Below are 12,025 nucleotides of genomic sequence, written 5' to 3'. Positions count from 1 at the left end.
GGGGGGCCCGGGCCGCGGGTCCGGGCGGCCGGCGCCCCCCCGGGGGGCCCCCCGGGGCCCCCCCCCCCCCCCCCCCCCGCCCGCCCGCCCCCCCCCCGGGGGGCCGGCCGGCCTTCTTCGTGTGGTCAGTGGGCCCGCGGTGGGCCCGCGGGCTCGGCGCCGTCGTCCGGAACCGTCGTCCGGAGCCGTCGTCAGCCCGTGAACCGGACTCCCAGCCGTTCGCGGAGTTCCGCGGCGGTGGTGCCGGAGGTCTCCTCGATGCACCCGTCCCCGGGGGCGGCGGTGAAGATCTCGTGGTCGGTCGTACCGGCGCGGCCGAATCCGCCGACCAGGACGGTCGGTCCGCCGGCCCCCTCGCGACCGCCTCGGCGGCGGTCGCGGTGAGGGCCGTCGTCAGCGGGCGGCGCCGCCCGCGAGCGCGGCGGCGCCGGAGTCCACGCCCTCGGGCACGGCGTCGGACACCGCGGTCTCGCTCTGCTCGACGTCGGCCGAGGCGAGCGGGATGGGCCGGAACATGGGCGGCTCCTCGTCCGGGAACAGCGCGGTGGGCCCGTACACCCAGTCGGTGAAGGCGTACTCGGCGGGGTCGATGCCCCGCATGATCGCGTTGCGCTGCAGCCGTTCCGTGCCGTCGAGGTGCCACAGCTCGCCCCAGGCGCGGGCGGTCGTCAGGATCCGGCGGCAGTGCTCGACGCGGACCGCCTCGTACGCGGCCAGCGCGGCGTCCCAGTCGACGGCCGACCCGGCGTCGCCCTCGGCGCGCAGCCGGGAGACGTGCCGGGCGAGGACCCAGCCGTCCTCGATCGCCATGATCGCGCCCTGGGCCATGTACTGCAGCGGCGGGTGGGCGGCGTCGCCGAGGAGGACGATGCGGCCGTGCACCCAGGTGTCGATCGGGTCGCGGTCCATCATCTGCCACCAGCGGTCCCGCCACATCAGCGGGATGCCCTTGCCCACGGTCTCGCAGGTTCCCTCGAAGGCCGCGTCGAGTTCGTCGGGGGTGCCCCAGTCGTCCTTCCCTGCGAGGGCCTTGGGCGACTGGAACACGGCGACCTGGTTGAACATGTCGCCGCCGCGCAGCGCGTACTGGACGAAGTGGCAGCGGGGTCCGACGTAGACGGTGACGTCCTTCTCGGCGATGCCGTTGTCCCGGACCTCGTCGATCGGGACGGCCGCCCGGTAGGCCACGTAGTCGGAGCTGACGACGTCGTCGCCGACCAGCTTCTGGCGGGCCACGGAGCGCAGGCCGTCGGCGGCGATGACGAGCGGCGCCTCCTCGGTGTGGCCGTCGGCCAGCGTGATGCGGGCGCCGTCGTCGGTGTTCTCGTAGTCGACGACGGTCTGGTCGGTGACCAGGTCCACGCCGGCCCGCCGGCAGGCACGCAAGAAGATCGCGTGCAGGTCGCTGCGGTGGATGACCATGTACGGGAAGCCGTAGCGGCGCTCGAGCTCGCCCAGGTCCAGGCGGACCAGCTCGCGGGAGTCGAGCGCGTCGCGCATGACCATGTTCTCGGGGACCACGCCGAGTTCCTTGGCCTCGTCGAGCAGACCGTACTCGTCGAGGATGCGGGTGCAGTTGGGCGCGATCTGGAGGCCGGCGCCGACCTCGCCGAACTCCTTGGCCCGTTCGAGAACGCGGACGCGCAGCCCCTCCCGGGCGAGGGCGAAGGCGGTGCTGAGGCCACCGATGCCACCGCCGACGATGATGACGTCGGGTCGGCCTTCGGTGGGAGGGGTCGCTGGGGTCATCGTGATCTTCCTGTCTGAGCCGGGGGCCCGGCGCTGTGGGTCAGAGCCAGGGACCCAAAATGGGTGCCGGGCCACCGTCGGGGGCGGTGAGGGCGTGCCTGCGCCCGGTGAGGTAGGCCGTGATCTCGGCGAGCGGGCCGGTGAGCACGGTCGGCTCGCCGTCGCCGGGGAGTTCCCGGACCTCTCCGGTACCGGTCTCCGTCAGGCGCAGCGCCGGGCCGGGGGCCTTGGCGCGCTTGGCGATGACGTCGTCGCAGAGGGCGCCGAGGAAATCGGCCGGCAGGTCGGCGAAGGTGATGCCGGCGTCCAGGTCGACGGCATGGACGCACACCTCGCGGGAGCGCATCCAGGGCAGTTCGGTGGCGGGCACCGTACGGCCCTGTGCCGTCACGACCGGGTTCTGCCACTGGCCGCCGCCGAGCCCGGCCGTGGACGCGGCGAGTTCGGCGGCGGAGCGGCGCAGCCACCCGGTCAGTTCGGCGGCGGGCATGCCAACGCCGCGTTCGATGCCGGCGGCCCGTTCCTCGGGGGACGCGTACATCGGGGTCTCTTCGCCGGTGGCCGCCCAGTGCACGAGGTTGCCGAGGGCGTCCGCGTTGGCGGCGACGTGGGCGACGAGTTGCCGGCGCTGCCACCCGGGCAGGGCGCTGGGCGCGTCGTAGGCCTTGTCGTCGAAGTCGGCGGTGGCCTCGAGCACCAGGTTCGTGCCGAGCTCCGCCCAGCGGCGGGCGTCGTCGAACGAGCGGGACATCAGGCCTGCTTCTCCTTGACGACCTTGTTCTCCAGGCGGCCGATGCCCTGGATCTCGGTGACGACCTTCTCGCCGCCGAGCAGGTAGCGGCCGGGCTTGCGGGCGTGGCCGACGCCGCCGGGGGTGCCGGTGGCGATGATGTCGCCGGGGTTGAGGCGGATGATGGTGGAGACGTACTCGACCAGGGCGACCGGGTCGAAGAGCAGGTCACCGGTGTTGTCGGACTGCATGACCTCGTCGTCCACGGTGAGCTTGACGTCGAGCGCGGGGCGGACGCCGCCGGGCAGCTCGTCGGGGGTCACCAGGTACGGGCCGACGGGGGTGGTGGAGTCCCAGGTCTTGCCCTGGAGCCACTCGCGGGTGCGGAACTGCCAGTCGCGGGTGGTGATGTCGTTGAGCACGGTGAAACCGGCGATGGCCTGCTCGGCCTGCTCGCCCTTGGCGCGGCGGACCTGCTTGCCGACGACGACGGCGAGTTCGACCTCCCAGTCGAACTGCTCGGTCTCCTCGGGGCGGACGATGTCGTCCGTCGCGCCGATCAGCGAGTCGGCGAACTTCGCGAACAGGGTGGGGTGTTCGGGCAGGTCCCGGCCCATCTCCTGGATGTGGTTGCGGTAGTTGAGGCCGACGCAGACGACCTTGGACGGCTGCGGGACCACGGGCGCGAGGTCGGCGCCCTCGGCGGGGTACGTCGTGGCGTCACCGGCGGTGGGGGCGGCGGCGAGCTCCGCCCAGTCGTCCTGCGCGAGGAGGGTGCCCACGTCGGGGAACCCGAGGTCGACCAGGACGTCACCGTCGAGCCGGACGGCCTTCGTGGTGCCGTCGGTACGGAGAGTGGCGAGCTTCATGAGCGGGTGGTTCCTTCCACGTGGGTGCGGTCGAGCCGGAGGGCTTCGAAGATCGGGGAGTCGCTGAACCGGAAGAGGTCCAGGGCGCCGGAGTCGGAGTCGGTGGCACCGGCCTCGGAGCGCACGGAGAGCGGCTGCCAGGACGGGACGACGAACAGGTCGCCGCGGGTCACGGACCAGGAGGTGTCGCCGACGGTGACGGTGCCGGAGCCGTCGAAGACCTGGTAGACGGACGAGCCGGTCTCGCGCACCGGGGCGGTCTCGGCGCCGCGCACCACGCGGTGCACCTCGGCGCGGATGGTGGGCAGCACGTCGGTGCCGTTGGACGGGTCGGTGAACCGGACGGCGGCGTGGCCGGGCTCGACGGTGCCGCCGAAGCCCTCCTTCTCCAGGGCGAGCTGGTCGGTGAGCGCGCGGTCGGTGTACTCCCAGCGGTACGCGAGGAGGGGCGTGCCGGGGGCGTCCACGGTGGCGGCGACGGGGCGCAGCCCCGGGTGTCCCCAGAGGCGCTCGGAGCGGGACCGGTCCGGGGTGATCCGCTCGGCGTCGCTGATCTCGTCACGGCCGAACTCGAAGAACTGGGCCTCGCTGGTGTACTGGAACGGGATGTCCAGGCCGTCGATCCAGGCCATCGGCTTGGAGGTGGCGTTGTGGTGGGCGTGCAGGTTCCAGCCGGCCTGCGGGAGGAAGTCGCCGCGGCGCATGGCCACCGGGTCGCGGCCGACGACCGTCCACACGCCCTCGCCCTCGACGACGAAGCGGAAGGCGTGCTGGGTGTGACGGTGCTCGGGGGCGTCCTCGCCGGGCATCAGGTACTGGATGGCCGCCCACAGGGTGGGCGTGGCGAAGGGCCGTCCGCCGAGGGCGGGGTTGGCCAGTGCGATGGCGCGCCGCTCGCCGCCCCGGCCGACCGGGACGATCTCGCCGGCCTGGGCGGCCAGTTCCCGCAGCTTCTCCCAGCGCCACAGGTGCGGGACGGCGCGGGAGCGCGGGTGAGCCGGCATGAGGTCGCCGATCTCGGTCCACAGCGGGACGAGCAGCTCGCTCTCGAAGCCCCGGTACAGCTCCTCGAGCGCCGGGGTGACGTCAGGCTGGTCCGCGGCACTGACGGCGCTCAGGCGGACGGGGGAGCCCGTGGCAGAGGGGGTGCTGAATGAGGTAGTCACGCGAACAGCATCTCCCCCGTCCCAGGGAACGGACATGTAAATTCTGGAGAGCAGAACCATTGACGCCGGGAGGCCCGCCGTGGACAAGCCCCTCAAGACGCCGCCGCCGTACGCGATCACGAGTGTCGACCACGCGCTGCGGGCCGCGACGATGCTCCAGCTGGAGGGCGCCCTGACCGTCACCCAGCTCGCCGAGCGGCTCGGGGTCGCCCGGTCGACCGCGCACCGGCTGCTGGCCATGCTGGTCTACCGGGACTTCGCGGTACGGGACGAGCAGCGCGTGTACCACGCGGGTCCGGTACTGGAGCTGGCGACGCACTCGCGCTCCCTGGTGTCACGGCTGCGGACGGCGGCCCTGCCCCATCTGCACCGGGTGGTGGACCTGCTGAACGAGACCACGAACCTCACCATCCGCACCGGGGACACCGCCAGGTTCATCGCGAGCGTGGAGTGCCACCGGTCGCTGCGGGTCGGTTCCCGGGAGGGGATGGTCTTCCCGGCCCACCGTACGACGGGGGGTCTGCTGCTGCTCGCCGAGCTGAGCGAGGAGGAACTGGCGGAGGTGTACGCGCCCGAGCGCTACCGTGACCGGCCGCAGGACCGCCCGGATCTCGGCCGGCTGTCCAAGGAACTGAAGAGCGTCCTCAAGGGCGGCTTCGCCGTGAACCGGAACCGCTCGGAGCGCGGTCTGGTGGCCGTCGGCGTCCCGGTCCGCGACCGCGAGGGCAGGACCCTGGCGGGCCTGTCGATCTCCATGCCCGGCATCCGCTACGACCCGCACGAGCTCCAGTCCCTGGTCGGCACCCTGCGGGCGGCGGCACGGGCCCTGGGCACGGACCTGGCGACGATGACCTGAGCGGCCTGAGGCCCCGCGGCCGGCCGGCCCGCGAGGGGCCGGCCCACGGCCGGTCAGCCCGTGGACTGGTCCGTCCGCAGCCGGTCAGCCCGCGATGGGTGCGTCCGTCGCGCGGGCGGGACGGGGGCAGGGCCGGTCCGCTCGTGGCGTGAGGGGGCGGAGGGTCAGGGCTGGTCCGGCGCCGGTGACTCCGTGGTGCCGTCGTTCAGGAGGCCCGTCCAGCTTTCCGCGAGGATGTCGATCATGGCTTCGCGGTCGGCCTTCCAGCGGCCGGGGGTCCAGTTGCGGGCGACGTGGTCGAGCTGGGCGAGGACGAGGACGCCGCGCAGGTGACGGCTGTCCGGTGCGAAGCGGTCGGCCCGGTGGAGGCCCTCCTCGACGTCGCTGACGGCCTCGTCCAGCCAGGCGTTCACCAGTCCGCGCAGATCCGGGTCGACCGCCGCCGCCTCGAACGCGGCCACCAGATGGGGCCGTACGGAGTCCCAGCGGCCGGAGATGTCGTACAGCCACTCGGTGATCGCCTCGCGGCTGCCGTCCTGGACGACCTCGACGAGCCGCCGGGCGGTGGAGCGGCGGGCGGGCGAGTCGACGCGTTCGAGCTTCTCGTTCAACTCGCCGATGAGCGCCCGCATCAGATCGCTGCGGGACGGAAAGTACGCGTAGAACGTCACTCGTGTGGTGCCCGCCGCGGCCGCGATGTCGTCCACGGTCGTCGCGGCGTAGCCCTTGGCGCGGAACAGGTCGAGCGCCGAGTCCAGCAGGAGCTGGCGGGTCATCCGCTTCTGCGCCTCGCGCAGCCCGGCCATGTCAGCGCCCCCGTCCCGTGGTGTCGGGCGGAGTGGACAGGGGGCCGGCAGTGGGGGCGGGCAGCGGGGCGGCGGGGGCGGTCATGGCGTTCATCGTAGCGTCGGGCACCGCGCCCGACCTCGGGGTCCTCACCCCAAAATTGTTTCCAATACATAGCGCACATTTCCTTGACGGAACGTAAAGCGGAGTGTCATTCTCGCCGTCACCGCGCTCGATTCGCGCCACTCCTACAGCCCGACCCGGCGCTTCTTCCCCCACTTCGGGCCACGTTCACCCGTGGCCGGACGGGCGTATCCACCGATCCAGCCCTCCGTCACGAATGTGAGGCCGCAGCACTTCTCGGCCCATGGTTCAGAGAGGAACACCCCGAGTGAGGTACTTCGTTGCGCGCCGGACGCCGTTAGTCCGGCCGGAGCGGCAGTGGCCGGCCGCCTGCTGATCACCGCCGGCCCTCCCGGCCGTGGCCGCGGCTCCACCTGGACGGCCACCCGGCAACCGTGTGCTCCCGCATCCACGGCGCCCCGCCTCGCGGGCGTCGAGCAGCGTGTCGTGCTCGACGGCACCACCGACCGGTTCCCGGCGTTCCCCGCCCCCAGGGGAGCCGGACGAACCCACCCACCTGTCCGGCTCCCGGCGCACGCACTGTGCCCCGGAAGCCCGTCCGGGCCGTCCGACCCGGTTCCCCCACGCCCTGAGCGGCGGCTCACCACCAAACCGGTATCGGCCACAAGGGGCCGAACCGTCTCACCATCCCAGTCAGGGAGAACGCAGTGACGCTCAACAACGGGACGACGACGTCCTCCGGCCCTTCCGCGGGGGCTGCCCGGAGGCCGGGCTACGCGGGCACGCTTGCGGCCGCGAGCTGCGCGGTGTTCGTGGCCCAGCTGGCCAACGCCCTGCCGGCCTCTCTCAACGGCCTCTTCCAGCAGGACCTGGGCACCCATGGGTCCCAGCTGACCTGGATCACGGCGGCCTTCATGATCGCCGTGGTCGTCTTCGAGTTCACCTTCGGTGTCCTCGGCGACCTGTTCGGCCGCCGCAAGCTCATCGCTGCGGGTGCGGCGATGGTCGTCGCCGGCAGTATCGTCTCGTCCCTCGCGCCCAACGTGCAGACCCTGTGGGCCGGTGCCGCGCTGAACGGTCTCGGCGCCGGTGCCATGTTCCCCGGATCGCTCACCATGATCGCGGATGTGGCCCGCAGCGCGCGGGAACGGGCCCGCGCCATCGCGCTGTGGAGCGGCTTCCTGTCCGCCGGCGCGGCGGTCTCCCCGCTGATCGGCGGCGTCTTCGCCAAGACCGGCTCGTGGCGGGGCTCCTACATGGTTCTCGTCGTGCTGGCCCTCGCGAGCGTGGTGCTCAGCCTGACCATGGCCAGGGAGTCGAAGGCCGCCGAGGGTCGTCGCCTCGACATCCCCGGCCAGATCACCTTCGCGCTCGGTCTCATCCTGGTGCTGTACGCGGCCGTGGAGGGACCCGAGAAGGGCTGGGGCGAGCCGGACATCATCGGTGCGTTCGTCGTCGGCGCGTGCTTCCTGATCGCCTTCATCCTGATCGAGCGCCGGGCGGACTCCCCGATCCTCAACCTGACCCTGTTCAAGGACCGCGCCTTCACGGTGGGATCGATCGTGGCCGTCATCGGCATGATCGCCTTCCTCGGCGCGTGCTTCACGACGAGCATGTGGCTCGGTCCCGTCCAGCACCAGGACCCGCTCCGCGTCGCCGTTCCGTTCCTTCTGCTGCAGGGCCCGGCGTTCGTCCTGATCCCGGTCGTCTCCCGGCTGCTCCACCGGGTCGCCCCGAACTGGCTGCTGACCACGGGCTTCCTCCTGATGGCCGTCGGTTCGTTCCTGTGCACCCGGCTGGACGTCACCGACACGAGCCTGACCCCCTTCGTCCTGCCCACCCTGCTCATCGGCATCGGCTTCGCCCTGGGCGTCAGCTCGATCACGGCCGTCGCGCTGAACAGCGTGCCGGGCCGGCTGGCCGGCATGGCCAGCGCCACCACCAACATGCTGCGCGACCTCGGCTTCGCCCTGGGCCCGGTGGTCGTCGGCGCGGTCGCCCTCAGCCGCGCGGGCGACACGTTCTCCTCGAACCTGGCCGGCTCGGACCTGCCGCCCGACCAGCTGGGCGCCGCCACCGAGATCGGTCAGGCGGCCGGTCCGATCGCCGTCAACAGCCTGCCGCCGGAGGCCCCGGGCTCGGCCGCGCAGAGCATCGCCCTCGACGCCCTGGGCAGCGGCTACAGCCTCGCCTACATGGTGTGCGCCGTCGCCGCCCTCGTGGCCGCGATCGTGACCGTGGTGGGCATGGCCGGCGTCCGCGCTCCCCAGGAACTGGACACGGAGCACACGGCCGGGAAGACCCCGTCCGGACAGCCCCAGACCCCGACCGCGGTCTGACGCGGTCCTCCGTACGCCCCGTCCCCACCACGAAGGCCCCGGCCGTCGGCGCACACCGACGACGGCCGGGGCCTTCCCGGCGTGTCAGCCCGCGACGACCGTCTCCGCCGCCGCGGTCCCGCACACGCGCGCCGCGCCGTGCGTGGCGATGTGCAGCGCGCCGCGCGGCGCGGACTGCGGTACGCCCATCTCCACGACCACGGTGTCCGGCCCGGCCGCGAGCAGGGTGTCCAGGGCCGTACGCATCCACGGGTGCCGGTGCTCGTCGCGGACCACGGCGACCACCCGCCGGCCGGCCGCGGCCTCGAGTGCCCGCGCACCGGCGTCGGTACCGGTGAAGGAGCCGGTGGTGGTGCCCGGCAGCAGCCGCTCCAGTTCCGCGCCGACGCCCCAGGGGGTCTCGTCGCCGACGGCGATGTTGGCGGCGGGGTGGAAGGTGGCCACGTACACCGGCCCGGTGACCGGCGCGGTGGGCCCGGTACGGGTCACGGTCACCGCGCGGCGGGCCGCCGCGAGGCCGATCTCCGGATCGCGGTCGCCCCCGGGGGCCGGGGAGAGCCGCGTGGTGGCGGTCCAGTCGGCCAGTGCGCGGACCCTGGCGGCGGCGTCGGCGAGCCGCTCCTCGGGGAGTTCGCCCGAGCGGACGGCGGCGACGAGCGCGTCCGTCAGGCCCTGCACCGTGTCCTCGTCGCACAGCCCGCCGCCCACGCAGATCGCGTCGGCGCCGGCCGCGATGGCCAGGACCACTCCGTGTTCGAGACCGTAGGTGCCGGAGACGGCGCGCATCTCCATGCCGTCGGTGACGATCAGCCCCTGGTAGCCGAGTTCGCCGCGCAGCAGGCCGGTGAGGATGCGGCGGGAGAGGGTGGCGGGGCGGTCCGGGTCGAGGACCGGGACCTTGATGTGGGCGCTCATGACGGCGCGGGTGCCGGCCTCGATCGCCGCCCGGAACGGCTGGAGTTCGCGTTCGTGCAGGGTGGTGGCGTCGAGGTCGATGTGCGGGACGGCGTGATGGGAGTCGACGCTGGTGTCGCCGTGGCCGGGGAAGTGCTTGGTGCAGGCGGCGACGCCCGTGGACTGCAGGCCCTCGACCCAGGCGGCGGTGTGCCGGGCGACCAGGCCGGTGTCGCGGCCGAAGGAGCGGACGCCGATGACCGGGTTGTCCGGGTCGGCGTTGACGTCGGCGGAGGGCGCCCAGTTGAAGTTGACGCCGCACTCGGCGAGCCGGCGGCCCAGTTCGCGGGCGACGCCGCGGGTGAGGGCGGTGTCGTCGACGGCGCCGAGGGCGTGGTTGCCGGGGAAGGAGGAGCCGGTGCGGACCTCCAGCCGGGTGACGTCGCCGCTCTCCTCGTCGATGGCCACGAGCAGGTCGTCCCGCTCGGCCCGCAACTGTGCGGTGAGGGCGGTGACCTGTTCGGCGGTGGCGACGTTGCGGCCGAAGAGGGCGACGGAGGCCAGCCCTTCGCCGAGCCGTCGGCGCACCCAGTCGGGCGCGGTGGTGCCGGCGAATCCCGGCTGGAGCACGGCCAGGGCGTCGCGGGTGAGGGTGTCGGTGCCGGTGGTGGATGTCGTCATCGGGTGGCGTTATCCCTTCACTGCGCCCGCGGTCAGGCCGCTGACGGCCTTGCGCTGCAGGAAGACGAAGAGGATCAGGATGGGGACGGCGAAGAGCGACGAGGCGGCCATGGTCGCGCCCCAGTCGTCGCCGAACTGGGTCTGGAAACTGAACAGCCACAGCGGCAGGGTCTGCGCCTCGGCTTCCTTGTTGAGCACCAGGACCAGAGCGAACTCGTTCCAGGCGGTGATGAAGCCGAACAGCGAGGTGGCCATCAGGCCCGGGGCGAGCAGCGGCAGGATGACCCGGCGGAACGCCTGGGCGCGGGTGCAGCCGTCGACCATCGCCGACTCCTCCAGCTCCTTCGGCACGGCGGCGACGAAGCCGCGCAGCGTCAGGATGGTGAAGGGCAGGATCATCATCATGTAGAAGAGCGTCAGCGGCACGAGGCTGTTCAGCATCGACGCGTCCCGCACGATCATGTACATCGCGATGATCATGACTTCCCAGGGCGCCATCTGGGCCATCATGAAACCGATGATGAAGCCGCGCCGCCCCCTGAACCGCATCCGGGCCAGGGCGAAGGAGCCGGCCAGCGCGATGACCAGCGAGAAGACGACGGCCAGCACGGTGACGGTCAGCGAGTTGCGGACGTACGTCCAGAAGTGGTCGGCGCCGGTCGCGGTCCTGAAGTGCTCGAAGGTGACGTCGGTCGGGAACCAGACCGGGTCCTCCGAAATGATGTCGCCGGTCGGCTTGAGGGCCGTGGCGAACATCCAGTACACGGGGAAGACGAAGCCGATGAACAGGACGACGGCCGTGGCGTTGGGCCACAGGCGGCCGAAGAGCGAGCGCTTCACAGCGCGTCCTCCTCTTGCTTGAGCACGATCCTGAGGTAGTAGGCGGTCAGGCCGAGCAGGACCAGGATGGTCAGGACCGCGATCGCCGCGCCCATGCCGTAGTGCTGGTTGCCCATGCCCTCGACGTAGGCGTAGACGGGGAGGATCTCGGTGAGCCGGTCGGGACCGCCGCCGTTGAAGGCGAGGACCTGGACGAACGCCTTGAAGACCCAGATGATCTCCAGGAAGGTCGTCGCGTAGAGGAACGGCCGCAGGAACGGCATGGTGACCGTGGTGAAGCTCCGCCAGGCACCCGCGCCGTCGAGGGAGGCGGCCTCGTAGAGTTCGTTCGGGATGGTGGTGGTCGCCGCGTACAGGTTGATCGCGACGAACGGGATGGACATCCACACGATCAGCACGATGACGACGAAGAAGGTCGACATCTGGCTGCTGGTCCAGCTGTAGTCGGCCATGGAGTGCCAGCCGAGCTTGTCCAGGACCCAGTTGACGACACCGAAGCGCTGGGCGAACAGCCACTGGTAGACGGTGGTGGCGGCCACGATCGGCATGGCCCACGCCAGTACCAGGCCGAGCAGCAGGGTGACCCGCATCCGCTTGCCGAGGCGGGCGAGCAGCAGCCCGACCAACGTGCCCAGGACCATGATCAGGGCGACGTTGACCGCCGTGAACAGGATCGAGCGGAGGGTGACCCGCCAGAAGTCCTCGCTGGTGAGGGTCTCCTTGTAGTTGTCGACGCCGTTCCACTCGGTGACGTGCTGGATCAGCTGCCCCATGTTGAGGTTCTGGAAGGACAGCAACACGTCCTTCAGCAGCGGCCAGCCGAGCAGCAGCACGGTGGCCGCGAGGGCCGGCAGCAGCAGCAGGTACGGGGCGAAGGCGCCGGCCCGCGACGCGGCCGGCGGTGTCGGCCCACCGGCCTTCCCGCCGTCCGCCTTGCGGAGGTCCGCCGGGTCGGAGGACGGCCGTTCGGTCTGCACGGTCATGCTCGCGCTCTCTCTTCTCGACGTACTCAACGCCGGGGCGGGGCCGCC

The 12,025-nt window shown here is 72.2% G+C and carries 10 protein-coding genes; 2 read left to right on the top strand and 8 right to left on the bottom strand.

Annotated features, from left to right (window positions below):
- Positions 1–393 precede the first annotated feature (393 nt).
- From ACFYQA_RS16500 to ACFYQA_RS16485, 4 genes are read right to left on the bottom strand one after another with little or no spacing between them, the layout of a single operon-like run.
- Complete coding sequence (locus tag ACFYQA_RS16500) at positions 394–1,749, bottom strand: FAD-dependent oxidoreductase (RefSeq protein ID WP_388917503.1); 1,356 nt, start codon at positions 1,747–1,749, stop codon at positions 394–396.
- A gap of 40 nt (positions 1,750–1,789) precedes the next feature.
- Complete coding sequence (locus tag ACFYQA_RS16495) at positions 1,790–2,500, bottom strand: maleylpyruvate isomerase family mycothiol-dependent enzyme (protein WP_388917500.1); 711 nt, start codon at positions 2,498–2,500, stop codon at positions 1,790–1,792.
- On the bottom strand, positions 2,500–3,348 hold the full coding sequence (locus ACFYQA_RS16490) for a fumarylacetoacetate hydrolase family protein (protein WP_388917497.1): 849 nt from the start codon (positions 3,346–3,348) through the stop codon (positions 2,500–2,502). The genes ACFYQA_RS16495 and ACFYQA_RS16490 overlap by 1 nt, the downstream gene beginning before the upstream one ends.
- Positions 3,345–4,514 carry a cupin domain-containing protein gene (locus tag ACFYQA_RS16485; protein WP_388917494.1) on the bottom strand — a complete coding sequence of 390 codons (1,170 nt, stop codon included), beginning with the start codon at positions 4,512–4,514 and terminating at the stop codon, positions 3,345–3,347. The genes ACFYQA_RS16490 and ACFYQA_RS16485 overlap by 4 nt, the downstream gene beginning before the upstream one ends.
- Positions 4,515–4,593: 79 nt before the next feature.
- Here ACFYQA_RS16485 and ACFYQA_RS16480 point away from each other — a divergent pair, with 79 nt between their 5' ends.
- Positions 4,594–5,370, top strand: a complete 777-nt coding sequence (locus tag ACFYQA_RS16480; RefSeq protein WP_388917491.1) for an IclR family transcriptional regulator — start codon at positions 4,594–4,596, stop codon at positions 5,368–5,370.
- 164 nt (positions 5,371–5,534) lie between these two features.
- On the opposite strand, the gene ACFYQA_RS16475 is transcribed toward ACFYQA_RS16480, so the two are convergent.
- On the bottom strand, positions 5,535–6,176 hold the full coding sequence (locus ACFYQA_RS16475) for a TetR/AcrR family transcriptional regulator (protein WP_388917488.1): 642 nt from the start codon (positions 6,174–6,176) through the stop codon (positions 5,535–5,537).
- Between the two features lie 771 nt (positions 6,177–6,947).
- On the opposite strand from ACFYQA_RS16475, the gene ACFYQA_RS16470 reads away from it, so the two are divergent.
- Positions 6,948–8,579 carry an MFS transporter gene (locus tag ACFYQA_RS16470; protein ID WP_388917485.1) on the top strand — a complete coding sequence of 544 codons (1,632 nt, stop codon included), beginning with the start codon at positions 6,948–6,950 and terminating at the stop codon, positions 8,577–8,579.
- A gap of 84 nt (positions 8,580–8,663) precedes the next feature.
- On the opposite strand, the gene ACFYQA_RS16465 is transcribed toward ACFYQA_RS16470, so the two are convergent.
- The 3 genes from ACFYQA_RS16465 to ACFYQA_RS16455 are packed head-to-tail and all read right to left on the bottom strand — an operon-like array spanning position 8,664 to position 11,977.
- On the bottom strand, positions 8,664–10,154 hold the full coding sequence (locus ACFYQA_RS16465) for a glycoside hydrolase family 3 protein (protein WP_388917483.1): 1,491 nt from the start codon (positions 10,152–10,154) through the stop codon (positions 8,664–8,666).
- 9 nt (positions 10,155–10,163) lie between these two features.
- Entirely contained in the window at positions 10,164–10,994 is an 831-nt protein-coding gene (locus ACFYQA_RS16460; protein ID WP_388917480.1) for a carbohydrate ABC transporter permease, read from the bottom strand.
- Entirely contained in the window at positions 10,991–11,977 is a 987-nt protein-coding gene (locus ACFYQA_RS16455) for a carbohydrate ABC transporter permease (protein ID WP_388917477.1), read from the bottom strand. The genes ACFYQA_RS16460 and ACFYQA_RS16455 overlap by 4 nt, the downstream gene beginning before the upstream one ends.
- Positions 11,978–12,025: the final 48 nt, after the last annotated feature.

The sequence above is a fragment of the Streptomyces sp. NPDC005774 genome, assembly GCF_042871645.1.
Classification (GTDB): Bacteria; Actinomycetota; Actinomycetes; order Streptomycetales; family Streptomycetaceae; genus Streptomyces; species Streptomyces pratens.
Note: the sequence above shows the minus strand (reverse complement) of the source record. Positions and strands in the feature narration are given on the sequence as shown.